The following is a 24,612-nucleotide window of genomic DNA, read 5'->3' as shown; positions in this document are numbered from 1 at the left end:
GCCGCTCCCGCCCCCTCCACCTTCAGGAGGTGGGACACGCCCCATTCCTACAACCTGAGGGGGACCCTGCTTCGGCACCTGCGGCCGATCCCCAGCCCAGCCCCGCGCTTCTAGCGTGGAGCCATGACCACGCCCGTGTGCACGCTCGCCTCGCAGCCGACCCCGTACCCGTCGTTCTCGGCGTACGTCCGGACCCGGGGCGCGGGCCTGCTGCGCACCGCGCGCTCGCTCACTCCCAACCCCTGCGACGCCGAGGACCTGCTGCAGACTGCGCTGGCCAAGACCTACGCCGCCTGGGACCGCATCGAGGACCACCGGGCCCTGGACGGCTACGTCCGGAGGGCCTTGGTCAACACCCGCACTTCCCAGTGGCGCAAGCGGAAGGTCGACGAGTTCGTCTGTGACGAGATCCCGGAGACCGAGGCGCCGCCGAGCACCGACCCCGCCGAGGCGCAGGCACTGCGCGACGCGATGTGGCGGGCGGTGACCCGGCTGCCCGATCGGCAGCGCGCCATGGTCGTCCTGCGCTACTACGAGGATCTGACCGAGGCCCAGACCGCCGCTCTCATGGGGGTTTCGGTCGGCACGGTCAAAAGCGCCGTCTCCCGCGCGCTGGTCAAGCTTCGCGAGGATCCGGAGCTCAGCCCGGTCCGCTGAGCGAAGCCTCCCCGCTCCGCCGAGCCCCGGGATGTTTCACGTGAAACCCAACCGTCCTTTTCACGCTGCCCGTTTCACGTGAAACCGACGCCCTCGTTTCACCTGGATCAACCTGCTCCCGCGACACGGCCTGTGCGCCGTGCACCGTACGCGCCCCCCGATCCTGTGCGCGCCGCCACGCCGCGCCCTCCCACAGCGATTGCACGCCGCGTTTGTACCTCCGGGTAGTGACATGCCGACGGGTATGCGCGCAGAATCGGCAGCATTCCAAGCCGCCGCAGCGCCGCAGCGCCCACGGGAGGACGCTTTGCTGAGCACCATGCAGGACGTACCGCTCCTCGTCAGCCGGATACTCCGACACGGGATGACGATCCACGGGAACTCCCAGGTCACCACCTGGACCGGGGAGTCGGAGCCGGACCGGCGCAGCTTCGCCGAGGTCGGTGCCCGGGCCGGGCGCCTGGCCCACGCCCTGCGTGACGAGCTCGGCGTCCAGCAGGACGACCGGGTGGCCACGCTGATGTGGAACAACGCGGAGCACGTCGAGGCGTACTTCGCGATCCCCTCCATGGGCGCGGTCCTGCACACCCTCAACCTGCGGCTTCCCCCCGAGCAGCTCGTCTTCATCGTCAACCACGCCGCTGACCGCGTCGTACTGGTCAACGGGAGCCTGCTGCCGCTGCTCGCCCCGCTGCTGCCGCACCTGCCCACCGTCGAGCACGTGGTCGTCTCCGGCATCGGCGACCGCTCCGCACTCGACGGACTGGGCGTCCGCGTCCACGAGTACGAGGAGTTGATCGCGGGCCGCTCCGACCACTACGACTGGCCGGAGCTGGACGAGCGCCAGGCCGCCGCCATGTGCTACACCTCCGGCACCACCGGGGACCCGAAGGGCGTCGTCTACTCGCACCGCTCCATCTACCTGCACTCCATGCAGGTCAACATGGCCGAGTCGATGGGGCTGAGCGACAAGGACACCAGTCTCATCGTCGTCCCGCAGTTCCACGTGAACGCCTGGGGTCTGCCCCACGCCACCTTCATGACCGGCATCAACATGCTGATGCCGGACCGGTTCCTGCAGCCCGCCCCGCTCGCCGAGATGATCGAGCGGGAGCGGCCCACGCACGCCGCGGCCGTCCCCACCATCTGGCAGGGGCTCCTCGCCGAAGTCACCGCCCGTCCGCGCGACCTGGCCTCCATGCGGCAGGTCACCATCGGTGGCGCGGCCTGCCCGCCCTCGCTGATGGAGGCGTACGACAAGCTCGGCGTCCGCCTCTGCCACGCCTGGGGCATGACCGAGACCTCGCCGCTGGGCACCATGGCGCACCCTCCGGCCGGCCTCAGCGCCGATGAGGAGTGGCCGTACCGGATCACCCAGGGCCGCTTCCCCGCGGGCGTCGAACCCCGCCTGGTCGGCCCGGGCGGCGACGTCCTGCCCTGGGACGGGAACTCGGCGGGCGAGTTGGAGGTCCGCGGTCCTTGGATCGCGGGCGCCTACTACGGCGGCAGCTCCGGCGAACCGATGCGCCCCGAGGACAAGTTCAGCACCGACGGCTGGCTCAAGACCGGCGACGTCGGCGTGATCACCCCGGACGGCTTCCTCACGCTCACCGACCGGGCCAAGGACGTGATCAAGTCCGGTGGCGAGTGGATCTCCAGCGTGGAGCTGGAGAACGCGCTGATGGCGCACCCGGAGGTCGCCGAGGCCGCGGTCGTCGCCGTTCCGGACGAGAAGTGGGGCGAGCGGCCCCTGGCCACCGTCGTCCTCAAGGAGGGCGGGACCGTGGACTACGCGGCGCTGCGCGCCTTCCTCGGTCAGTCCATGGCCAAGTGGCAGCTGCCCGAGCGCTGGACGTTCATCGCGGCGGTGCCCAAGACCAGCGTCGGCAAGTTCGACAAGAAGGTCATCCGCCGGCAGTACGCGGACGGCGAGCTCGACGTCACCCTGCTCGACTGAGCTGTCGTCAGCCGCTCGTCAGCCAGGGCCGCAGCAGCCTGCTGACGGCGGGCATGGCCACGTAGGTCATCAGGGTGCTGAAGACGGCGGCGAAGGCCGCCGTCCGCAGCACGAAGTGCAGGTCCACCAGGACCGGCCCGAGCACCGCATTGCCCACCAGCGAGATCGGGAAGATGGCCAGCCCCGAGCTGATCGCCATCTTCCACCGCGGCGGTGCGGGCCGGGCCGTACCGGGCTCGGCGAACCAGGTCTCCATGCCGTGCAGTTCGCGCCGGGCTATCTCGGTGTGGTGGTGGCCCTCGCAGTTCGCGAAGAACCCGGCCCGCTCCGGGGAATCCTGCCAGCGCCGCAGCGCTGCCTGGTCGCGGAAGCGGTGCACGAGGAACCAGGGCGCGCCCTCCCGCGCCGGGCGGAACAGTCCGTAGCCGAGGTGGTCCGGGAAGGACGCGGCCGTCTCCAGGATCCCGCGCGCCCAGCTCTCGAACACCTCCTCGTAGCCAGGTTCGACCTGTCGGGCGATGAGCAGGCTCACCTCCCCGTTGTCTGCGGGGACGGCGTGCTCGGACGTGTCGGTGATGGCCATCGGGCCAGGATGGCTAGTTGGTGCCGATCTTGGCGAGGAGGTCCACGATGCGGCCCTGGACGTCCGCGGTGGTGGCCCGCTCGGCGAGGAAGAGCACGTTCTCCCCGGACGTGAGCCGCGGCAGCACGGCGTCGTCGATGCCGGTGGCCGTGTAGACCACGAGCGGGGTCCGGTTGAGCTGGCCGTTGGCGCGCAGCCAGTCGACGATGCCGGCCCGGCGGCGGCGTACCTGCATGAGGTCCATGACCACCAGGTTCGGCCGCATCCGCGACGCCAGTTCCGCGGCATCGGTGTCGGCGCCCGCCCGGGCGACCTGGAGCCCGCGCCGTTCGAGCGCGGCCGTGAGCGCGGTGGCGATGCCGTCGCGCTCCTCGATCAGCAGGACCCGCGACGGGTGCTGCTCGCTGTCGCGCGGCGCGAGCGCCTTGAGGAGCACGGCGGGGTCCGCGCCGTACGCCGCTTCGCGCGAGGCATGGCCGAGTCCGGCCGTGACCAGTACGGGCACCTCCGCGGCCACCGCGGCCGCGCGCAGCGACTGCAGGGCGGTACGGGTGATCGGTCCCGTCAGCGGGTCCACGAACAGGGCCGCCGGGAACGCGGCGATCTGCGCGTCCACTTCCTCGCGGGAGTGCACGACCACCGGGCGGTAGCCGTTGTCGCTGAGCGCCTGCTGCGTCTGGGGGTCGGGCGCGGGCCACACCAGGAGCCGTCGCGGGTTGTCCAGCGGTTCCGGCGGCAGCTCGTCGTCGACCGGCGGCGGCACGGGCCGGCTGATCACCTCGACGGCGCCTCCCGGCCCGTCCAGCGGCTCCGGCCCCTCGGCGGCGCCCGCCTCCGGGGCGCCGATCACGAAGGCGCGGCCCTGCGGCGCGGGTTCGGCGAGCCGGCGGCGGCGTCCGGAGCCTCCGGTGCCGGCGCCGTTGCCGGATGCGGCGGCCGGGTCGACGGAGATGCCCTGGCCGAGGGTGCCGAGGGCGCGGACGCTGATCGGCTGTCCCGGTTCGGCCGGGCCGTCCTGCGGCTGTCGGGCTCCGGGCACGGAGGCACGCCCGGCGGGCTCGTCGTCCTCGGGGGCGGTCCGGGCCGCCGGAACCGGCCAGGCAGGAGTGGGCGGTAGGGCCCGCCGCCGTCCGGTCGGCGGTACGGCCTCCCCGTCACCCGCGTCCGCAGGTGCCGCAGGAGCCGCGGACTCCGCTCCGGGCGTACCCAGCGCGCGCCGGGCACGCCGCCCGACCGGAGCTTCGCCCGCGGAGGGGGCGCCGGGAACGGCACCCGCGGCCGGAGTGGCGTCGGGCACGGCGGCGGAGCCGGGAACCGGGGCACCGGCAGGAGCGGACCCCGGCGAGCCCGGCGAGCCCGGGGACCCGGGCGCGGCCGGGAACGGCCCGGCGGCAGCACCAGGAGCCGGAGGGACGGGGGCAGCGACCGCAGCCGAGGCCGGAACCGGAACCGGGGCCGAGGCCGGAACCGGGACCTGGACCGCAGCGGGCGTCGGACCGGCGGGCAGCGCGAAGCCGCCCTCCGGGGCGATCGGCCGGGCGGGAGCCGGACCACCGGCGGGTCCGGCGGGCGCGAGTCCTGCGGCGGGCACCGGTCCGCCGGGTCGGGCCGCACCGGCCTGGCCCAGCGCACGCCGTCGCCCGGCGGGATGCTCGGTCACCGGCACGGAGGGCACGGACGGCACGGGCGGCAGTGCGGGCACGGCGGTGCCCTGCGGGGGCACGGGCCGGCCGGCACCGCCCTCGGCACCGTCGCCGTCCCGGCCGCGGCGGCGGCCGGTGCCCAGGCCGGCGGGGTTCACCGGGGACTGGGCGAGCGCGGGAGCCGCCGCGTCCGCGGGGGCCTCGCCGGCCCGCCGCCGCCCGGACGGCAGCGCCAGCGCGCCCGCGGCCGCGGCCCCGCCCTGGGCGCCCGCCTCGTCCGGGGAGTCCTCCAGGAAGGCGTCCACCCCGCGCCGGCCGCGGCGCCCGGTGCCCTTGCCGGCGGCTCCGGTCGCGCCGGCCGCCGCCCCGGCGTCCTGCGCACCCGGCTCCGGCTCCGGATCGGGCTCGGGTTCGGGCTCGGGCTCGGGTTCCGGTTCGGGCAGGGTCACCGTCCCGGCGCCCGAGCCCAGGGGGAGTTCCAGCACGTAGGCACCGCCGGGCGCGCCGGGCACCTCCACGGTCTGCAGCATGCCCCCGTGCGCGGTCACGATGCCGCGCACGATCGGCTCGTGCACGGGGTCTCCGCCCTGGTAGGGCCCGCGCACCTCGATGCGTACGACCTTGCCGCGCTGCGCGGCGGCCACCACGATCGTGGAGTCGGCGTACCCGCTGCCCTGGGGGGTCTTGCCGGTGGCGTCCACCCCGGCGACGTCCGCGACCAGGTGCGCGAGCGCCGTGGCGATCCGTTCCGGATCCACCTCGGCCTCGATGGTCGGCGCGTGCACGGCGAACTGGGCCCGTCCGGGGCCGATCAGCTCGACCGCGCCGTCGACGCCGTCCTTGACCACCCCGTCCATCAGGACGTTCTTCTTCTTCAGCTTCTCGCTGCCCGCGTCCAGACGCTGGTAGGCGAGCACGTTGTCGACGAGTGTGGTCATCCGGGAGTACCCGGCGGCCAGGTGGTGCAGCAGCTGGTTGGCCTCGGGCCACAGCTGGCCGCCGTCGTCGGCGGCCAGCGTGGCCAGCTCGCCGCGCAGCTCCTCCAACGGCCCGCGCAGGGAACCGCCGAGGACCGCCACGAGCTGGGCGTGCCGTGCGACCAGTGCGTCGAACGGACGCCGGTCGGTGAAGGTCATGACGGCACCGACGAGCACGTCCCCGTCGCGCACGGGGGAGGTGGTCAGGTCCACGGAGACCGGCTGCCCGGCCTTGTTCCACAGCACCTGCCCGCGCACCCGGTGCTTGCGGCCGCTGCGCAGCGTGTCGGCGAGCGGGGACTCCTCGAAGGGGAACGGGGAGCCGTCGGCGCGGGAGTGCTGGATCAGCGCGTGCAGTTCGCGGTTGCCGAGGTCGGTGGCGCGGTAGCCGAGGATCTGCGCGGCCGCCGGGTTGACGAGGACGACGCGGCCGTCGGTGTCCGTGCCGACGACGCCCTCGGCGGCGGCGCGCAGGATCATCTCGGTCTGCCGCTGCGAGCGGGCCAGCTCGGCCTCGGTGTCCACGGTCTCGGAGAGATCGCGTACGACGAGCATCAGGAGCTCGTCCCCGGTGTAGGAGGGCTGCGGTTCGCGGTAGGCGTCCCGGCCGTCCAGATGGGCGTGGGTGACCTCGACCGGGAACTCGCTGCCGTCGGTGCGCCGCGCGACCATCCTCTTGGGCTTGGCCCGGCCGCCGTCGTCGTCGCCGGGGCGGCGCATCGAGCCGGGGATCAGCTTGGAGTCGAAGTCGGGGAACAGGTCCAGCACGCCGCGGCCGACCAGGCCGGTGCCGGGGCTCTCCATGACCTCGAGGGCGATCGAATTCGCGTTGACGACCGTGCCGTTGGCGTTGACGAGCAGCAGCGCGTCCGGAAGCGCGTCGAGTATTGCTGCGAGGCGAGCAGCGCCTCGGGATGGCCTGCTGCTCACGACGAGCTTCCTCCCTGACCACGACTACCGGCATGTCACGGGAGGAGTCTAAGGGCACGGCCCCGGCCTGAGGTGGCGGATGTTCCGGGTACTCCGGGCATCCGCCACATATTCCCAGGTCAGGAGCGCCCGGCCGGAAGCACAGGTTCCAGGTTGCGCCACCGGGCGATCTCACACCCGTTGGTCCGACGGAATGAGGCGTTCACCTTGCGGCCCTGCCATGTGCCGGTGATGTGCGCCCGGGCCGGCCCGCCGTCCTGCTGGGTGCACATCCGACGCCCCGTCTCGGTGGCGAAGGGGTCCTCGCCCGCCCTGGCGAGCCGGTCGAGGCGGGCGCACGCCTGCTCGGCCCGGGGGTGGTCCCCGCCGACGGGGTTGCATGCGAGCAGGTACTCCCCGTCCGCCCGGGGATTGCCGGTGTGGGAGACGGAGATCGTGAGGCGGTCGGGGGAGGACAGCAGCCGGTCGAGGGGCAGCGGCGTCAGCGGGGGCAGCGGGCCCGCGGCGGCAGTGGCCAGGAAGGAGGTGACGGCGAAGGCGGCGAGTCGCAGCATGGGGCACTCCAGGTCGTCCGTACGTCGTACGCCGGACCAACGACGCGCGCCCGCGCTGCGTGACGGTCGCCCCGGACCCGTGTGCCGCGAGTGATTAAGCCTTTGCTCTGTGGCCGGCTCGCCTAGTACCGTTGGGAGCGGATTGGTGACCGGCCCTGCGGCTGTGTCATCATCTGCACGCACCCTCACACACGGGGGTGTAGCTGGAGGCGTCGCCTAGTCCGGTCTATGGCGCCGCACTGCTAATGCGGTTTGGGGCTTACCCCCCATCGAGGGTTCAAATCCCTCCGCCTCCGCAGTCAGCCGAAGCCCCGGTCCCCACGGACCGGGGCTTCGCTGCGTATCCGCCGCCGCACGCTCCCGAGCTTTCCCGACCGCCCGGCTCCTCGGCCTCCTGGCCCGCCTCGCTCGCGGTACTCGCGGTACTCGCGGTACTCGCGGCACTCGCGCGGCGTGCTCCCGGGGGGCGTCCGCGTTCCGGCTCGCGCTCCGCGCCCTCGCCGCCCGTCCGAACCGGTGCCTGCGTTCGGGGCACGTACGCGCCCGCCCCGGGCGCGGATCGCTCCGGACGATCACCGTCCGGAGCGTTTTCGCAGGTCAGAGCCGGTTTGGTTAACGGATTTCGCGTCCCGGCAAGGTCCATGTATTGTTGTTCTCGCAAGGCCAACGGGGCGAAAAACCCCGGGAAGCCCAAGCACTCGTAGCTTAACGGATAGAGCATCTGACTACGGATCAGAAGGTTGCAGGTTCGAATCCTGCCGAGTGCACAGCCGAAGAGGCCCCCCGGTTCGCCGGGGGGCCTCTTGCGTTGGGCGTGCACCCGCTCGTGGGGACGGTGGGCTAGCGGACGCGGGGGAGGCCCGTCACCGACAGGACCAGCGAGTAGAGCGAGGTCGTGGCGGTGATGAAGAGGCGGTTGTTCTTCGGGCCGCCGAACGCGATGTTCGACACGGGTTCGGGGACGCGGATCCGGCCGATCAGGGTGCCGTCCTGGGCGTAGCAACGCACGCCCTCCTCCATGGCCGCCACCCACAGCCGGCCCTCGTCGTCGAAGCGGATGTTGTCCACCGGGCGGCATGCGGCGAACACGCGGTCGCCGTTGAGGGTCCCGTCCTCACCGACCTTGAACGCGCGGATGTGGCCGGCCACGGTGTCCGCCGCGTACAGCTCGCTCTCGTCGGGCGAGAACACCACGCCGTTCGGGCCGCGGAACCCGTCGGCGACGATCCGCACCTCGCCGGTCGCCGGATCCGCGCGGTAGAGGTTGCAGGCGCCGATCTCGGACGGTGCGCGGACGCCTTCGTAGTCGCTGGTGATGCCGAAGTCCGGGTCCGAGAACCAGATCGAGCCGTCCGAGCGCACCACGGCGTCGTTCGGGCTGTTGAGCCGCTTGCCCTCGAAGCGGTCCGCGATGACGGTGATGCTGCCGTCCGGTTCGGTCCGGGTGACGCGCCGGTTGCCCTGCTCGCAGGTGATCAGTCGGCCTTCGCGGTCCAGGGTGTTGCCGTTCGGGTGCCCCGCCGGGGAGCGGAAGACCGAGACCGCGCCCGTCGCCCCGTCCCAACGCAGCATCCGGTCGTTGGGGATGTCGCTCCACACCAGCTGCCGCCACGCCGGCAGGTACAGCGGGCCCTCCGCCCAGCGGCAGTCGTCGTGGAGCCGTTCCAGGCGCGCGTCGCCGTTGGCGCAGCGGCCCGTACGGAAGCGCTCGTCCAAAACCTCGTACAAGTTGAGGTCGGCAATGGATGACATCATTCCCCCTGGGGAGTGAAATGCTGAATTCTGTTCGGTCCTTCGGCAGATTGCATGATCATGTACCGTCGATGCAAGGGATCGCTGACAGAGGGGAGGAAGAGCACGTGGACGACATCGACCGGGCACTCGTCCGGTGCCTCCAGCAGGACGCGGGCCAGTCGTACGCCGCCCTCGGCGCATCCGTCGGGCTCTCCGCCGGGGCCGCCCACGAGCGGGTGCGCAAGCTCCGCGAGCGCGGGGTCATCCGACGGACCACCGTCGACGTTGACCCGGCCGCAGTGGGCAGCGGGGTGCTCGCCTACGTGATGGTCGACGCCAACGCCTGGATGGGGGACTCCGCCGGCGCCTTCCAGGCGATCGCCGAGATCCAGGAGGCCCACGTCATCGCCGGCAGCGCCTCGGTCCTCGTGAAAGTGCGCACCAGCACCACCGAGCAGCTCCAGGACGTGCTGCGCCGGCTGTACGCCATTGACGGGGTCAGCGGCACGCACGCCACCGTCGTCCTGGAGACCTTCTTCGAGCGGCCCCTCCCGCTGTGACCTGGAGGTGCACCGGGATCCGGTGGAGCAGCGGCCGCCCGGCCATCGGCTGGTACGCCCAGGGGCGCGGCGAGCGGAGCAGCCCCCTCGGGTACGGCGGCCCCCTCGCCTTCGCCGCGCAGGGGGAGCGGATCTGCCTCGGCGTGTACCGCGCCGGGAAGCGGACCCCCTGCCCGGCGGGCGCCCGCGTCCCGGGTCGGGCCACGAGCGCGCAGTGCCCCGAGTGCGCACGCCTGGACCGCTCGTTCTCCGTGGCCGCCGACACCAACGCCGCGGACCCGCGCACCTATCGCGTCTACCTGGCCTGGTTCGGGCCCGGCATGGTCAAGGTCGGCATCACCGCCGAGGAGCGCGGTTCCGCCCGGCTCCTGGAGCAGGGAGCGGTGACCTGGGCCTGGCTCGGCCGCGGTCCGCTGATGGCCGGCCGGCGCACCGAGGAGCTGCTGCGCGCCGCGCTCGGCGTGCCCGACCGGATCCCGTACGCCCGCAAGCGCGCGGCCCGGGCCGCCCTGCCCCCCACGGCCGACCGGGCCCTAGAGGTCACCGCCCTGCACGACCGGGCGGTCGGCCTGCCGGGATGGCCGTCCTCGCTGGAGCCGCTGGCCTGCGAAGTCACGGACCACGCCGGGCGGTTCGGGCTGGTCGGGCTGCCCGCGCCGGTGCGGGTGACCACCGCGATGTTGCCCGGCGGGTCCGTCGTCGGCCGGCTCGCCGGAGCGGCCGGCCCCGATCTGCACCTGACCGACGGGCTCGTCGTGGACACCCGCCTGCTGGCCGGGTGGGAGTTCGTCACCCCCGTCGCCGGGCGGACGACCGACGTGCCGACGGCCGCCGTCCTCACCGCCGGCGCCGCAGCGGACCAGGAGGGGCTGTTCTGAGCCCCGCCCCGGTTCTGGCGCCCCGGTTCTGGTGCCCCGCCCCGGCCCTTCGCGTCCCGAGGTCAAATCTTGGATCCCCTTTGCCGCCCGGGCCGCATTCCGGTGGACAGCGCGTCGGGCCGCCACGGAGGGTGTGCTCATGACCATCAAGCCCATGCCCGCCTTCGAACCGCCGTACGTGATGGCGGTCTTCAGCTCCGTCCGCACCGCTGAGGACAGCGGCTACCCGGAAACCCTCGCCCGGATGAACGAGCTCGTCCGCGAGATCCCCGGCTTCCTCGGCTACGACTCCGCCCGCACCCCCGGCGGCCTCGGCATCACCGTTGGTTACTTCCGTGACCACGACGCCCTCGCCCAGTGGCGGCAGGACCTAGAACACCAGGCGGCCATGGAGCAGGGGCGCGCCGAGTGGTACGAGAGCTACACCCTGCACGTCGCGACGGTGGAGCGGAGCCGTGGCTTTGAGCGCAACGGTTGAGGCGGTCCGCGCCTTCCGGGAGCGACTCGGCCTGCCCGGACTGGTTGACGTCCACACGCACTTCATGCCCGAGCGGGTCCTGGACAAGGTGTGGAACTACTTCGACGCGGTCGGCCCGCTGACCGGCGTCGAATGGCCCATCACCTACCGTCACGAGGAGGAGCGGCGGGTCGCGCTCCTGCGGGAGTTCGAGGTCCGGGCCTTCACCGCCATGGTGTACCCGCACAAGCCGCAGATGGCGGCCTGGCTCAACTCATGGTCCGCGGGCTTCGCCGCCCGCACCCCCGACTGCCTGCACACCGCGACCTTCTTCCCCGAGGACTCGGCGGCCTCGTACGTCCGACAGGCCGTCGACGCCGGCGCGCGGATCTTCAAGGTACACCTCCAGGTCGGCGGCTACGACCCCGGCGACAGGCTGCTCGACCCGGTCTGGGGGCTGCTCGCCGAGGCCGGCATCCCGATCGTGGTGCACTGCGGCTCGGGGCCCGTCCCCGGCAAGCACACCGGCCCGGGGCCCATCTCCGCCGTCCTCGCCCGCCATCCCCGGCTGGCGCTGGTCATCGCCCACATGGGGATGCCCGAGTACGGGGAGTTCTTCGACCTCGCCGGGCGGTACGAGCGGGTGCGCCTCGACACCACCATGGCCTTCACCGACTTCTCGGCGCGGTTCGGCACCTTCCCCGCCGGCGAGCTCGGACGTCTCGCGGACCTCGGCGACCGGATCCTGCTCGGGACCGACTTCCCGAACATCCCCTACCCGTACGAGCACCAGCTCGCCGCCCTGGAACGGCTGGACCTGGGCGACGACTGGCTGCGCGCCGTCTGCCACGACAACGGGGCCCGGCTGTTCGGCCTGGACCGAGCAGCGCGCTCCTGAGGGACGGCCCGTTCCTCAGGGGCGGTCCGTTTCTCAGGAAATTCACAGACAGGCGCAAGAACGCTCTCAGGGGCCGCGGCCAGCGTGGTCGCATGACTGCGACGACCGCCTCTCCCGCGTCCACGTCCACCGGCAGCCCCGCCGCCCTCGTCCGCCCCGACGGCGGGTCCTGCAGGGTGCTCGTCGTCGACGACGAGGCCGCGCTCTCCGAGCTGCTCTCCATGGCCCTGCGCTACGAGGGCTGCGAGGTCCGCACCGCCGGCGACGGGGCGGGCGCAGTGCGGGCCGCCCGGGAGTTCCGCCCCGACGTGGTGGTGCTCGACGTCATGCTGCCCGACATGGACGGCCTCGCCGTCCTCGGGCAGCTGCGCCGCGCCATCCCGCAGATCCCGGTGCTGTTCCTGACGGCCAAGGACTCGGTCGAGGACCGGATCGCCGGGCTGACGGCGGGCGGCGACGACTACGTCACCAAGCCGTTCAGCCTGGAGGAGGTCGTGGCCCGGCTGCGCGGCTTGGTCCGCCGCTCGGGGGCGGCGCAGGCCGCGCGCGGGGGGTCCGTCCTCGCCGTGGGCGACCTACTGCTCGACGAGGACAGCCACGAGGTGTCCCGGAACGGTCGGGAGATCCACCTCACCGCCACCGAATTCGAGCTGCTGCGCTACCTGATGCGCAACCCGCGGCGGGTGCTGAGCAAGGCCCAGATCCTGGACCGGGTGTGGTCGTACGACTTCGGCGGCCAGGCCAACGTCGTGGAGCTGTACATCTCCTACCTGCGGCGGAAGCTGGAGAGCCGCCCCGGCCTGCCGCCGATGATCCACACCCGGCGCGGCGCCGGCTACCTGATCAAGCCGGCTGACTAGTGGCGCTGTCGTCCCTCCGCCCGCAGCGGCTCCGGCGCCCCCGCTCCTGGTCCCTGCGGGCCCGCCTGGTGGCCTCCGCGGTGCTGCTGATCGCCGTCGTGGGCGCGGCCATCGGCACCGTCACCACCCTCGCCCTGCGCCAGTACCTGGTCGACAAGGTCGACCAGCAGCTGAGGGTCTCCGTCGACATGGCCAACCAGCGGGGCCCCGTCGGGAAGCCCGCCGCCGAGAACGGCCTCGGCTTCGTCGTCGCCCCCGGCAACCCCCTGGACGCCGTGGGGATCCGGATCGCGGCCGACGGCACGGTCACCGGCTGCCGCCTCGTCGCGCTCGGCGGCCCCGGGTACGACCACCGCCAGCAGCTGGCCCCGGCCCAGTCCGAGGCCCTCGCCGGGGCCGCCCGCAAGGCCGCCGGCCGCGGCCGGACCGGCCCCGCCGACCTGGAGCTACCGGGCCTCGGCACCTACCGGGTCCTGGCCTCCCCCGACGGATCCCTGGCCCTCGGCTACCCGCTCGCCGAAGTCGACGACACCGTGAGCACCCTGATCGCTGTCGAGGTCTGTGTCACCGTGGCCGGGCTGATCGCTGCCTCCCTCGCCGGGCAAGCCCTCGTCGGAGTGGCCCTGCGCCCGCTCCGCCGGGTCGCGGCCACCGCGACCCGGGTCTCCGAACTGCCCCTGCACAGCGGTGAACCCGTCCTGCACGAGCGCGTGCCCGAAGCCGAGGCCGATCCGAGGACCGAGGTGGGCCAGGTCGGCGCCGCCCTCAACCGGATGCTGGGGCACGTCTCCTCCGCCCTCACCGCCCGCCAGCAGAGCGAGATGCGCGTCCGGCAGTTCGTCGCCGACGCCAGCCACGAACTGCGCACCCCGCTGGCCTCCATCCGCGGATACGCCGAACTCACCCGTCGGGGACGGGAAGAGCCCGGCCCCGACACCCGGCACGCCCTGGGCCGCATCGAATCCGAGGCCACGCGCATGACCGGCCTCGTCGAGGACCTGCTGCTCCTCGCCCGGCTCGACGCCGGTCGGCCCCTGTCCCTGGCCGACACCGACCTGGCCCCGCTCGTCGTCGACGCCGTCAGCGACGCGCGGGCGGCCGGCCCCGGGCACCACTGGCGACTGGACCTCCCCGACGAGCCCGCACCCGTCCGCGCCGACGCGGCTCGGCTCCAGCAGGTGCTGGTCAACCTGCTCGCCAACGCCCGCACCCACACCCCGCCGGGCACCACCGTCACCGCCCGTGTTTCACGTGAAACATCCGCCGTCCGGCTGAGCATCACGGACGACGGCCCCGGGATCCCGCCCGCACTGCTCCCCCACGTCTTCGAGCGGTTCGCACGCGGCGACGCCTCCCGCTCGCGGGCGGCAGGCTCCACCGGCCTGGGGCTCGCCATCGTCGAAGCCGTCGTCGCCGCGCACGGCGGCCACGTCGGCGTGCGGAGCGAGCCGGGACGGACCTGCTTCGAGGTCCGGCTCCCGCTCGCCCGGGAGGCGTCCCCCGCAGGCATCGGGGCCGACTCCTCGGCGTTCGTCCCGGCGGCCTCCGTCCCGGCGGACCTCTCGGCTCATGGCCCGGCGGGCTCCGCCGCGGACCGCCCGACGCATTCACAGACAGGGCACAGGCTCACCACACAGCGGTGACAGCCCGCGCCGCGAGGCTCGGACCATGCCAACCGACACCTCCACCGGCGCCCTCCCGGCACGGGCGCACCTCGCGCCCGTGCCCGGCGAGCCCGTACTAGACGTGGTGATCCCGGTCTTCAACGAGGAGGAGGACCTGGGGCCGTGCGTGCGCCGACTCCACGACCACCTCACCCGCACCTTCCCGTACCCCTTCCGCATTACGATCGCCGACAACGCCAGCACCGACCGCACCCCTGAGGTGGCGTCCGGTCTGGCCGGCGGCCTGGACGGGGTGCGCAGCACCCGGCTGGAGGAGAAGGGCCGCGGCCGCGCCCTGCGCACCGTCTGGTCCCGCTCCGAGGCCCCCGTCCTCGCGTACATGGACGTCGACCTGTCCACCGACCTCAATGCGGTGCTGCCGCTGGTCGCCCCACTGATCTCGGGCCACTCCGACCTCGCCATCGGCACCCGGCTGGCCCGCTCCTCCCGCGTGGTGCGCGGCGCCAAACGGGAGTTCGTCTCCCGCGCCTACAACCTGCTGCTGCGCTCCTCCCTCGCGGCCCGCTTCAGCGACGCCCAGTGCGGTTTCAAGGCGATCCGCAGGGAGGTCGCCGAGCGGCTGCTGCCGCTCGTGCAGGACACGGACTGGTTCTTCGACACCGAGATGCTGGTCCTCGCCGAACGGGCGGGGCTGCGGATCCACGAGGTGCCGGTCGACTGGGTGGACGACCCGGACTCCACGGTCCACATCGTCCGGACCGCGGTGCAGGACCTCAAGGGCGTCTGGCGGGTGGGCCGGGCCCTGGCCCTCGGCGCGCTGCCGCTCGACCGGCTCGCCCGGCCCTTCGGCGACGACCCGCGCGACCGCAGCGCCCTGCCCGGGGTACCGCGCGGGCTGGCCCGCCAGCTGCTGGGCTTCTGCACCGTCGGGGTGCTGTCCACCCTCTGCTACCTCGCGCTGTACTCCCTGTTCCGGCTCGGGGCCGGGCCGCAGCTCGCCAACGCGGCGGCGCTGCTGCTGTCCGCCGTCGCCAACACCGCCGCCAACCGCCGTCTCACCTTCGGCGTCCGCGGGCGGGCGCGGGCCGTGCGCCACCAAGCCCAGGGCCTGGTGGTGTTCGCCGTCGGCCTCGCCCTGACCAGCGGCTCCCTGGCCGCCCTCGGGGCGGCGACTGCCGATCCCGGCCACGGCACCGAACTGGCCGTTCTGATCACGGCCAACCTCGCCGCGACCGTACTGCGGTTCCTGCTCTTCCGCGCCTGGGTCTTCCCCGAACGGCGCACCCCTGCTGCCAAGGACGACATCCGATGACCACCGCCGTACCGCCCATGGGCTCCCCGTTCCCCGAGCGGGCCCCCGCCCCGCCCCGCACCGCCCCGGCGACCGGCTCCGAACCCGGATCCGGCGCCCGCCCCGGGGCCTTGCCCCGCCCGCGCTGGGAGCTTCCCGCCCTCACCGCCCTGCTGCTGGCCACCGCCGTCCTGCTGCTGTGGAACCTCGGCGCCTCCGGGTACGCCAACTCCTTCTACTCCGCGGCCGTCCAGGCGGGCAGCGAAAGCTGGAAGGCCTTCTTCTTCGGCTCCTCCGACGCCGGGAACTCCATCACCGTGGACAAGCCGCCGGCCGCCCTGTGGCCGATGGCCCTGTCCGTGCGCCTGTTCGGGCTGGGCAGCTGGCAGATCCTCGTACCCCAGGCCGTGATGGGCGTCGCCACGACCGCCGTGCTGTACGCCGCGGTACGCCGCCACTTCGGCCCCGCAGCAGCACTCATCGCCGGCTCGGTCTTCGCCCTCACCCCGGTCGCGGCGCTGATGTTCCGCTTCAACAACCCGGATGCACTGCTGACCCTGCTGCTCACCGTCACCGTCTACTGCGTCCTGCGCGCCCTCGACGGCGCACGCACCACCTGGCTGGTCGCCGCAGGTACGGTGATCGGCCTCGCCTTCCTGACGAAGACGCTGCAGGCCTTCGTGATCCTGCCGCCTCTCGTCCTCGTGTACGCCGTCTGCGCGCCCACCCGGCTGCGCCGCCGGCTGGGCCAGCTGCTGCTCGCCGGGGCCGCCATGGTCGCGGCCGGTGGTTGGTGGGTGGCCATCGTCGAGCTGTGGCCGGCGTCCTCCCGCCCGTACATCGGCGGCTCGCAGAACAACTCCTTCCTGGAGCTGACCCTCGGCTACAACGGCCTCGGCCGGATCAACGGCAACGAGACGGGCAGCGTCGGCGGACGCCCCGGCGGCGGGGGCGGCTGGGGGGAGACCGGCATCGACCGGCTGTTCTCCGCCACCGTCGGCGGACAGATCTCCTGGCTGCTCCCGGCGGCCCTGATCATGCTGATCGCCGGGCTGGTGATCACCTGGCGTGCGGGCCGGGCGGCGGACACGATCGACGGCATGGCCCGCGCGGCGTTCCTGGCCTGGGGCGGCGCACTGCTGATCACCGCCGCGGTGTTCAGCTGGATGCAGGGCATCTTCCACGAGTACTACACGGTGGCGCTGGCACCGTTCGTGGCCGCGCTGGTCGGCATGGGCGTGGCCGTGCTGTGGGAGGAGCGGGGCGGCACGCCCGCCGCGCTCACCTTGTCCGGGACCCTCGCCCTGACCGCCTGGTGGTCGTACGTCCTGCTCGGGCGCTCCCCCGACTACCTGCCGTGGCTGCGCTGGGCCGTACTCGGGGCCGGTCTGGCCGCGGCGGCGGGGCTGCTCCTCGGGGCGCGGCTCGGCCGCCGGACGGCGCTCGGCGCGGCGGCGCTGGGCCTGGGCGCGGCCCTGGCCGGCCCCCTCGCCTACTGCCTGACCACGGTGGACGCCGGGCACGCCGGCTCGATCGTGACGGCCGGTCCTGCGGTGCAGGGTGCCCGGGCGGGGGCGGGCATGCGGCCCTTCGGGGGCGGTGAACTCCCGCCGGGCGCCGGCCCGATGGGCGGCGGACTCCGCGGCGGCCCGCAGGGCGCCGTGCCGCAGGGCATGCCGGGCGGCGGCCAGGCCTTCCCCGGCGGCCCGGGCGGCCCGGGCGGTCAGGACGGTCAGGACGGTCAGGACGGTCAACGCGGCGGGAGCGGCGGCGGCAGCGACGGGCGGGACGCCCGCGGCGGGCGGAACACCGGTGGCGCCCCGGGTGCACCGGGCGCGCCCGGTGGGGGCGGCGGCATGGGCGGCCTGCTGGGCGGCACCAAGGTGAGCCAGGAGGCCACGGCCGCCCTGCGCAAGGACGCGGACCGGTACACGTGGGCGGCGGCGGCCATCGGCGCGCAGAACGCGGCGAGCTACCAACTCGCCTCGGGGGAGCCGGTGATGCCGATCGGCGGGTTCAACGGCAGCGATCCGTCGCCGACGCTCGCCGCGTTCCAGGAGTACGTGAAGGCCGGTAAGGTGCACTACTTCATCGCATCGGGCGAAGGCGCGGGCGGCGAGGGCCCGGGCATGCGCGGCGGCCCGGGCATGCGCGGCGGTACGGGCGTGCGCGGCGGCCCGGGCGGCTCCACCAGCAGCGCGATCGAAACCTGGGTGAAGGAGAACTTCCGGCCCGTCACCATCACCGGGGCCGTCTTCTACGACCTGACCGCTCCCCTGAGTGCCCCGTCCGCCACGTCCTGACCGTGTCCGACCGCGGCCAACGCGGCCGAACGTGCCCGAACACGAGGGGCACCCTCTAGCATCAAGGGGGCGGACCGGGCATTCCGGGCTGATCCAGCTGTTGTGAGGAGGGTGCCTCCATGGCGACCGCGGCCGATGCCGGCAATGCCCGGACCAGCGTGTGGCTGTCCGCCCGTCCTGCCGCACCCGGCAGACGCCGTAGTGGTGGTGAGGGTGCGTTCGGGCTCGACCGGGAGCGGATCACCGGGGCCACCGTGCGGCTGCTCGACACCGAGGGGCTGGCCCGGTTCTCCATGCGGCGGCTCGCGGCCGATCTCGGGGTCACCGCGATGTCCCTGTACTGGTACGTCGACACCAAGCACGACCTCCTCGAACTCGCCCTGGACCGGGCCCTGGGCGAACTCCCGCTCCCTACCGGCGGGCCCGCGGACACGGCGCGCGAGGGTTGGTCCGGCCGGCTGCGGCTGCTGGCCTGCGGGTACCGCCGGCTGCTCGCGGAGCACCCGTGGGTGGCGCCGCTGGCGGCCGCGTACCCGAACATCGGGCCGCACGCCCGCGCCTTCGACGCGGCCCTGCAGCGCCTGCTCGACGCCACCGGCCTCGCCGATTCGGGCCGCACCGGGGCCCATCTGGCGGTGTGGCAGTTCCTGCACGGCTGCGGGGGCACGGCCCGGCGGGTGCCCGACGGGGACTTCGGCCTCGCCCTCGACGTACTGATCGCGGGGATCGAGGCGAAGGCCGTCGCCGAGCCGGCCCCGTAGGGGGGCCGGGCAGGGTACCGGGGTGCGGCCCGGCTACTGCGCGGAGGAGGCCGGCGGGGTGTGTGCCGACGGCTTCGACTTCAGGGCGACCTCCTTGATGCGGACCACCAGCAGCAGTGCGAGGAGCGCGGAGGGCGCAGCATAGAGGAAGACGTCGCCGACGCCGTGCCCGTACGCGGACTCGATGACTTCGCGCAGCGGCGCAGGCAGTCCGCCGAGGTCGGGGATCGCGCGCCCGGCGGTGCCGCCGTGGCCCAGCGCGGCCGCCTTCGGGCCGAGCGGGGCCAGGCCGTCCTGAACGTAGTGGGTGACGCGGTGGGCCATCAGCGCGCCGAGGGCCGAGACGCCCACGGCACCGCCGAGCGAGCGGAAGAAGGTGACGACGGAGCTGGCCGCGCCGAGGTCCTCGGGGGCCACCTGGTTCTGCGTGGCGAGGACCAGGTTCTGCATCATCATGCCGAGGCCGAGACCGGTCAGCGCCATGCAGACGGCGATCCGCCAGTACGGAGTGTCGTACCGCAGGGAGCCCAGCAGCCCCATGCCGGCGGTCAGGAGCACGCCGCCGGAGACGAGCCAGGCCTTCCACCGGCCGGTCCTGGTGATCACCCGGCCGGAAACGGTGGAGGAGACGAAGAGGCCGCCGATCATCGGAATGGTGAGGATCCCGGACATCGTGGGGGACTCGCCGCGGGCCAGCTGGAAGAACTGGCCGAAGAAGACCGTGCCCGAGAACATCGCGATGCCGACGAACAACGAGGCCGCGGAGGCGAGGCTGATGGTCGTGTTGCGGAACAGGTGCAGCGGGATGATCGGGTCGCTCGCCCGGGACTCGACGAGGAGGAAGAGCAGGCCCAGGACGACGGCGCCGCCGGTCATGGCCAGGGTCGTCCAGGAGACCCAGGCGTAGGAGTCGCCGGCCTGCGTGACCCAGATCAGCAGCAGCGAGACGGCGCCGCTGATCAGGAAGGCGCCGAGCCAGTCGACCTCGACGTCGCGGCGGACCACCGGGAGGCGGAGCGTCTTCTGCAGGACGACCAGGGCGATGACGGCGAAGGGCACGCCCACGTAGAAGCACCAGCGCCAGCCCAGCCACTCGGTGTCGGTGATGACACCGCCGAGCAGGGGGCCGCCGACGGTGGCGACGGCGAAGACCGCGCCGAGGTAGCCGCTGTAGCGGCCGCGTTCGCGCGGGGAGATCATCGCGGCCATCACGATCTGGGCGAGCGCGGACAGGCCGCCGACGCCGATGCCCTGGACCACGCGGCAAGCGATGAGCGTGCCGGTGTTCTGCGCCAGACCCGCGACGACGGACCCGAGCACGTAGATGACCAGGGAGACCTGGACCAGCAGCTTCTTGCTGAAGAGGTCGGACAGCTTGCCCCACAGCGGGGTGGCCGCGGTCATCGACAGCAGGGCCGCGGTGATGACCCAGGTGTACGAGGACTGGGTGCCGCCGAGGTCGCTGATGATCTGGGGTAGGGCGTTGGAGACGATCGTGGACGACAGGATCGCCACGAACATGCCGAGCATCAGCCCGGACAGCGCCTTCATGATCTGCGGGTGGGTCATGGGCGCGGCTGGGGACGCGGACGCGGGCGCGGGCGCCGGGGAGGGCGAGGGGGCGGGCGGGGGAGCGCCGCCGGAGGAGGTCTGCGGCGGGTCGCCTCCCCGCACCCCGGAGGGTGTGGTGGTGGTCATGGGGTCCCTTCGTCTGGGAGCTCGACTGTCCGGAAGCTCGACCGGAGCCGGGCCAGCAGGCCGTTGAGTACGTCGATGTCGTGCGCGGACCAGTCGGCCAGGGCCCGTTCGAGCGCGTCGGTGTACCGGGCGGAGGCCTGGGCCAGGAAAGCGGAGCCGGCCGGGGTGAGCCGCAGGATGCGGCAGCGGCCGTCTCCCGGGTCGGCGTCGCGGGTGATCCACCCGCGGTCGGCGACGTGGGCGACGTGGCGGCTGGTGACCGAGATGTCGATCGCCATGAGGTCGGCGAGCCGGCTGAGCCGCATGTCGCCGTGGCGGTCGATCAGGGTGAGGACGGCCGCGGACCCCGGTGGGCAGTCCGGGGGGAGGTGGCGGGCGAGTTCCCGTTTGACCGCGCCGACGCCGGTGAGCCGGCGGGCCAGTTCCTCGTAGCGGGTGTCGCGGTCCGCGGCCGGCTGCGTGGTCACCGGGATCCCCCTCATCTCGTTGCCTCAGGCAACCGTAGGAGAGGTTGGTTGCTACAGGCAAATGAATCGACGGGGGAGGGCGGTAAAGGAATCGGAAAACCCGCCAGGGTCCCGGGACCGGGACCCGGCCGCTGCACGCAGGGGCGGGTCGCCGGCCCGTGGAGGGCGAGCGCGTGGACCGCCTTCGTTGCCGGTCAGCTCCAGGTGGCGGTGACCTTGCGGGTCTCCACGTGCATCCCCAGCGGGACCCGCCAGGACTCGACGCACACCGTGTAGGTCTGCGTCCGCGCCGTTCCGCCGGTCAGGGGCGTCGGTAGCGGCTGGCTGGTGGTGAGGGTGGCCCAGTCGATGCCGAGGGCGCCGATGACGTGCGTCTCGAAGGTGATCGCACCCGAACGCGCCGCTGTCGTACCGGTGTTGGCGATGCCCACGGTCACGCGCTCGCACCAGCGGTCCGCCGCCGGCGCCCGCACGGGGGCGCTCAGCACCAGCTGAGCGGGGGTGGACGCGGGTGGGATCCCGGGCGTCGGAGTCGCCGGGGCTCCTGGGGTGGTGCCCGGCGCGGGACCGGGCGATCCGGGTGTGCCCGGTGTGCCCGAGCCGTCGGGGGTGCCGGGGGCGGTGGGGTCGTGGCCGCCCGGCCGGGGGTTCGGGCCCGAGGGCGGGACGCCGCCCGAGGGGGCCGTGGCTCCGCTCCGGCCGGAGCCGGCCGGGGTCTGAGCATCCGGGGTGGTGGGCGGCGTACCGGCGGAGGGGGCGGATCCGGCCGCCACTGCCGGGCCGCCGAGCTGCTGGAACTCCACCGGCCCCTGCGGGGGCACGTGGTCGCCGGGGCGCCGCTCGGGGCCCGGGGCCACGGGCCCTGCGGCCGTGTGGCCGTCGCGTGGCGCACCGCCGCAGCCGGTCAGGGCTGCGGCGGCCGTACAGAAGGACAGGGCGGCGAGCAGCGCGGCCCTGCGGCGGTGTCCCGGGCGCATCGCCGCAGTGTTGCTGACGATACGTCAAATCGGAACCCCTGCGGCGCAGGGCCGTCGTGCCGTCCCGCCGGTCAGGTCGCCGAGGGAGCGACCGGGTCGCCGATCGGCTGGCCTAGTCGCCGATCAGGCCGACGCGCAGCTGTGCGAGGGTGCGGGTCAACAGGCGGGAGACGTGCATCTGGGAGATGCCGACCTCTTCGCCGATCTGCGACTGCGTCATGTTGGCGAAGAACCGCAGCATGATGATCTGCCGTTCGCGCGCAGGGAGTTTGGCGAGCAGGGGCTTCAACGACTCGCGGTACTCGACGCCTTCGAGCGCGCTGTCCTCGTAGCCGAGGCGGTCCGCGAGGGAGCCGTCGCCGCCCTCGTCCTCGGGCGAGGGGGAGTCGAGCGAGGAGGCGGTGTAGGCGTTGCCGACGGCGAGCCCGTCGACCACGTCCTCCTCCGACACTCCGAGCACCGCGGCGAGTTCGGACACGGTCGGCGAGCGGTCGAGCTTCTGGGCGAGCTCGTCGCTGGCCTTGGTGAGCGCGAGGCGCAGCTCCTGGAGGCGCCGCGGGACGCGCACGGACCAGGAGGTGTCCCGGAAGAACCGCTTGATCTCGCCGACGACGGTCGGCATCGCGAAGGTGGGGAACTCTACGCCGCGGTCGCAGTCGAACCGGTCGATCGCCTTGATCAGGCCGATCGTGCCGACCTGGACGATGTCCTCCATGGGCTCGTTGCGGCTGCGGAAGCGGGCGGCTGCGTACCGCACCAGGGGCAGGTTCAGCTCGATCAGGGTGTCGCGCACGTACGCCCGTTCGGGGCTGTCCGCGTCCAGGGCGGCGAGGCGCTGGAAGAGGGAGCGGGAGAGGGTGCGGGTGTCGATGGCTTCCGAGTGCTCGGACACGGCCGGTGCCTCGCTCTTGACGAGCGTGAGCACCTTGGAGCTGCCCTGGTCTGCGGACATGCCACCCCCTTGAGGTCGCGGACGGTCGCGTACGGCGCGTCCGTCGGAGGAACGCAGCCTCCACCTGAATACCGGCGCCGGGGCTGCGGCAAACGCGCTTCCAGCAGAATGTCACATGTCGGCAACGCGCTGTAGCGCCAAGTCGACATATAACTCCAGCGATAGAGCGGAATGAGCCGGTTCTGTCGGGAAACCGTCCGCCGATCTCCACCCGATCCGGTTACGCCTCGATCCTGTTTGCGGATCGGAGTCGGGCGAAGCTGCGGGCGAGCAGCCGCGACACGTGCATCTGGGAGACGCCGAGCTCGGCACTGATCTGCGACTGCGTCAGATTGCTGTAGTACCGCAGGAGGAGGATCCGCTGTTCGCGCTCCGGCAGCTGTACGAGGAGATGGCGTACGAGGTCGCGGTGCTCGACCCCGGCCAGCTCGGGGTCCTCGTACCCGAGCCGGTCCAGCAGCCCCGGCAGGCCGTCGCCCTCCTGGGCGGCCTCCAGCGAGGTCGCGTGGTAGCTGCGCCCCGCCTCGATGCAGGACAGCACCTCCTCCTCGCTGATCCGGAGCCGCTCGGCGATCTCGGGCGTGGTCGGGGTGCGGCCGTGCAGGGTGGTGAGGTCCTCGGTGGCCGCGTTCACCTGGACCCACAGCTCGTGGAGCCGGCGCGGCACGTGGACGGTGCGCACGTTGTCGCGGAAGTACCGTTTGATCTCGCCGACCACGGTCGGCATGGCGAAGGTGGGGAACTGCACGCCCCGGTCCGGGTCGAACCGGTCGATCGCGTTGATCAGACCGATGGTGCCGACCTGGACCACGTCCTCCATGGGCTCGTTGCGGCTGCGGAAGCGGGCGGCCGCGTACCGCACGAGCGGGAGGTTGGCCTCGATGAGGGCCCCGCGCACCCGGTCGTACTCGCTGCTGCCGGGCTGCAGGCCCTTCAGCTGCCCGAACAGGACTTGGGTGAGGGCCCGGGTGTCCGCGCCCCGGCTCTGCGGTCTCGCGGGCGCAGGGGGCTCCTCGGGGGCGTCCTGCTGGGGCGGCACCTGAGGCGCCGTACTGGCCGACACGGTCACGCCACCCCTTCAAGTCAACTCATCCGTCAAAAGCGGTCATAGCATCACAAGACATGTGCACTGTGTGCAAGCACCGTATATCGCCGTGTTGAGGGCAAGTTGGGCATAATGGGGCGTTCGGGATGTGGGCGCCACGAGGACGGGGAACGCAAAACCCCCCACCCGTCGGAGTGGGGGGCCGGTTAGTCCGGAAACCGCATCAGCGTACGGGTTCAGCTCACCAGTTCGGTCATGAACGCACCTATGCCGTGCGCGGCGTCGGAGATGCCCTGGAAGCCTATTTTGACGATGTCGGCCGCCTTGACCGGCTGGGTGATGATCACGAAGAGCACGAACACCACGAGCCCTCCCGTGATCATCTTCTTGGTCTCCATGAGCGGTGTCGGCCTCCCCAACCGGTCCTGCGAAGTCGGGTGAGTCTAACCGGTCGCACGAGGGCACTCACCCGGACTTTATGGACCAATGACCCTCCGGTCCGGGCCCTTTGCCGCTGTCCGCGCAGGCGTTCCCGGCAAAGGATGGGAGGCGATCCCACCGGTTCTGGCAGGAAACCGGTGGGTGAGGGACAGGACACCGCTGCGGGGTCCGGGCCGCACGCGTCCCCCTGACTGCGGCCCGGACGCGCGGGCCCCGTCCTCGCCCGGGGGGAGCGGCTCGTCCCCCGACGGCCCCTCCCCCGTCCCGGGGGGGGGCGGCGCCGCACCCCCCCCGGCCCGGCCCCCCCCCGCGGGGGGCGGCCCCCCCCCGCGGGCGCGCGCCCCCCCCCACACCCCCCGCCCCC

General features: G+C 73.1%; 21 protein-coding genes and 2 tRNA genes. 13 read left to right on the top strand and 10 right to left on the bottom strand.

Annotated elements, in window-relative coordinates; translation table 11 throughout:
- Nucleotides 1-123: 123 nt before the first annotated feature.
- Entirely contained in the window at nucleotides 124-657 is a 534-nt protein-coding gene (locus tag ACFV7Q_RS03515) for a SigE family RNA polymerase sigma factor (protein ID WP_385423116.1), read from the top strand.
- Nucleotides 658-964: 307 nt separating this feature from the next.
- The gene (locus tag ACFV7Q_RS03510) at nucleotides 965-2,614 is read left to right on the top strand and encodes a long-chain fatty acid--CoA ligase (protein ID WP_385423114.1); all 1,650 of its coding nucleotides are present in this window, start codon (nucleotides 965-967) and stop codon (nucleotides 2,612-2,614) included.
- A gap of 7 nt (nucleotides 2,615-2,621) precedes the next feature.
- Here the strand turns inward: ACFV7Q_RS03510 and ACFV7Q_RS03505 are convergent, their stop codons facing one another.
- From ACFV7Q_RS03505 to ACFV7Q_RS03495, 3 genes are all read right to left on the bottom strand, one after another.
- Nucleotides 2,622-3,197, bottom strand: coding sequence for an antibiotic biosynthesis monooxygenase (locus ACFV7Q_RS03505; protein WP_385423112.1), 576 nt, complete (start codon nucleotides 3,195-3,197; stop codon nucleotides 2,622-2,624).
- 13 nt (nucleotides 3,198-3,210) lie between these two features.
- Entirely contained in the window at nucleotides 3,211-6,747 is a 3,537-nt protein-coding gene (locus ACFV7Q_RS03500; protein WP_385423110.1) for a PAS domain-containing protein, read from the bottom strand.
- A gap of 119 nt (nucleotides 6,748-6,866) precedes the next feature.
- Nucleotides 6,867-7,301, bottom strand: coding sequence for an SSI family serine proteinase inhibitor (locus ACFV7Q_RS03495; protein ID WP_385423108.1), 435 nt, complete (start codon nucleotides 7,299-7,301; stop codon nucleotides 6,867-6,869).
- Between the two features lie 205 nt (nucleotides 7,302-7,506).
- On the opposite strand from ACFV7Q_RS03495, the gene ACFV7Q_RS03490 reads away from it, so the two are divergent.
- Together ACFV7Q_RS03490 and ACFV7Q_RS03485 are read left to right on the top strand one after the other, a co-directional pair.
- Nucleotides 7,507-7,597: transfer RNA gene (locus tag ACFV7Q_RS03490), tRNA-Ser, on the top strand.
- A gap of 398 nt (nucleotides 7,598-7,995) precedes the next feature.
- Nucleotides 7,996-8,068, top strand: a tRNA-Arg gene (locus ACFV7Q_RS03485).
- Nucleotides 8,069-8,141: 73 nt separating this feature from the next.
- On the opposite strand, the gene ACFV7Q_RS03480 is transcribed toward ACFV7Q_RS03485, so the two are convergent.
- Entirely contained in the window at nucleotides 8,142-9,053 is a 912-nt protein-coding gene (locus tag ACFV7Q_RS03480) for an SMP-30/gluconolactonase/LRE family protein (protein ID WP_385423260.1), read from the bottom strand.
- A 107-nt stretch (nucleotides 9,054-9,160) separates the two neighbouring features.
- Between ACFV7Q_RS03480 and ACFV7Q_RS03475 the strand changes: the two genes are divergently transcribed.
- The 9 genes from ACFV7Q_RS03475 to ACFV7Q_RS03435 all read left to right on the top strand — a co-directional run bounded on the left by ACFV7Q_RS03475 (nucleotide 9,161) and on the right by ACFV7Q_RS03435 (nucleotide 18,668).
- Complete coding sequence (locus ACFV7Q_RS03475; protein WP_385423106.1) at nucleotides 9,161-9,595, top strand: Lrp/AsnC family transcriptional regulator; 435 nt, start codon at nucleotides 9,161-9,163, stop codon at nucleotides 9,593-9,595.
- A complete protein-coding gene (locus tag ACFV7Q_RS03470; RefSeq protein ID WP_385423104.1) occupies nucleotides 9,592-10,473 on the top strand; it encodes a DUF2797 domain-containing protein in 882 nt (293 codons plus the stop codon). The genes ACFV7Q_RS03475 and ACFV7Q_RS03470 overlap by 4 nt, the downstream gene beginning before the upstream one ends.
- A gap of 139 nt (nucleotides 10,474-10,612) precedes the next feature.
- Nucleotides 10,613-10,951, top strand: a complete 339-nt coding sequence (locus tag ACFV7Q_RS03465) for an antibiotic biosynthesis monooxygenase family protein (RefSeq protein ID WP_385423102.1) — start codon at nucleotides 10,613-10,615, stop codon at nucleotides 10,949-10,951.
- The gene (locus ACFV7Q_RS03460) at nucleotides 10,935-11,828 is read left to right on the top strand and encodes an amidohydrolase family protein (protein WP_385423100.1); all 894 of its coding nucleotides are present in this window, start codon (nucleotides 10,935-10,937) and stop codon (nucleotides 11,826-11,828) included. The genes ACFV7Q_RS03465 and ACFV7Q_RS03460 overlap by 17 nt, the downstream gene beginning before the upstream one ends.
- A 92-nt stretch (nucleotides 11,829-11,920) precedes the next feature.
- Nucleotides 11,921-12,688 carry a response regulator transcription factor gene (locus tag ACFV7Q_RS03455; RefSeq protein WP_385423098.1) on the top strand — a complete coding sequence of 256 codons (768 nt, stop codon included), beginning with the start codon at nucleotides 11,921-11,923 and terminating at the stop codon, nucleotides 12,686-12,688.
- Complete coding sequence (locus ACFV7Q_RS03450) at nucleotides 12,688-14,331, top strand: sensor histidine kinase (RefSeq protein WP_385423096.1); 1,644 nt, start codon at nucleotides 12,688-12,690, stop codon at nucleotides 14,329-14,331. Before ACFV7Q_RS03455 ends, ACFV7Q_RS03450 begins: the two co-directional genes overlap by 1 nt.
- Before the next feature lie 25 nt (nucleotides 14,332-14,356).
- The gene (locus ACFV7Q_RS03445) at nucleotides 14,357-15,625 is read left to right on the top strand and encodes a glycosyltransferase (RefSeq protein WP_385423094.1); all 1,269 of its coding nucleotides are present in this window, start codon (nucleotides 14,357-14,359) and stop codon (nucleotides 15,623-15,625) included.
- Nucleotides 15,622-17,907 carry an ArnT family glycosyltransferase gene (locus ACFV7Q_RS03440; RefSeq protein WP_385423092.1) on the top strand — a complete coding sequence of 762 codons (2,286 nt, stop codon included), beginning with the start codon at nucleotides 15,622-15,624 and terminating at the stop codon, nucleotides 17,905-17,907. Before ACFV7Q_RS03445 ends, ACFV7Q_RS03440 begins: the two co-directional genes overlap by 4 nt.
- A gap of 119 nt (nucleotides 17,908-18,026) precedes the next feature.
- Nucleotides 18,027-18,668 (top strand): TetR/AcrR family transcriptional regulator, encoded by a 642-nt coding sequence (locus tag ACFV7Q_RS03435; protein ID WP_385423090.1) that lies wholly within the window; start codon nucleotides 18,027-18,029, stop codon nucleotides 18,666-18,668.
- Between the two features lie 33 nt (nucleotides 18,669-18,701).
- On the opposite strand, the gene ACFV7Q_RS03430 is transcribed toward ACFV7Q_RS03435, so the two are convergent.
- The 6 genes from ACFV7Q_RS03430 to ACFV7Q_RS03405 form a co-directional block, all read right to left on the bottom strand.
- On the bottom strand, nucleotides 18,702-20,366 hold the full coding sequence (locus ACFV7Q_RS03430; RefSeq protein ID WP_385423088.1) for an MDR family MFS transporter: 1,665 nt from the start codon (nucleotides 20,364-20,366) through the stop codon (nucleotides 18,702-18,704).
- A complete protein-coding gene (locus ACFV7Q_RS03425; RefSeq protein WP_385423086.1) occupies nucleotides 20,363-20,848 on the bottom strand; it encodes a MarR family winged helix-turn-helix transcriptional regulator in 486 nt (161 codons plus the stop codon). The genes ACFV7Q_RS03430 and ACFV7Q_RS03425 overlap by 4 nt, the downstream gene beginning before the upstream one ends.
- A gap of 179 nt (nucleotides 20,849-21,027) precedes the next feature.
- Nucleotides 21,028-21,810 carry a hypothetical protein gene (locus ACFV7Q_RS03420; protein WP_385423084.1) on the bottom strand — a complete coding sequence of 261 codons (783 nt, stop codon included), beginning with the start codon at nucleotides 21,808-21,810 and terminating at the stop codon, nucleotides 21,028-21,030.
- Between the two features lie 112 nt (nucleotides 21,811-21,922).
- Nucleotides 21,923-22,762: an RNA polymerase sigma factor SigF gene (locus ACFV7Q_RS03415; RefSeq protein ID WP_385423082.1), complete on the bottom strand. Its 840-nt coding sequence runs from the start codon at nucleotides 22,760-22,762 to the stop codon at nucleotides 21,923-21,925.
- 220 nt (nucleotides 22,763-22,982) lie between these two features.
- A complete protein-coding gene (locus tag ACFV7Q_RS03410) occupies nucleotides 22,983-23,831 on the bottom strand; it encodes an RNA polymerase sigma factor SigF (protein ID WP_385423080.1) in 849 nt (282 codons plus the stop codon).
- A gap of 212 nt (nucleotides 23,832-24,043) precedes the next feature.
- Nucleotides 24,044-24,205 (bottom strand): hypothetical protein, encoded by a 162-nt coding sequence (locus tag ACFV7Q_RS03405; protein WP_360621039.1) that lies wholly within the window; start codon nucleotides 24,203-24,205, stop codon nucleotides 24,044-24,046.
- Nucleotides 24,206-24,612 lie beyond the last annotated feature (407 nt).

This window comes from Streptomyces sp. NPDC059851 (assembly GCF_042732005.1).
Lineage (GTDB): Bacteria > Actinomycetota > Actinomycetes > Streptomycetales > Streptomycetaceae > Streptomyces.
Note: the sequence above shows the minus strand (reverse complement) of the source record. Positions and strands in the feature narration are given on the sequence as shown.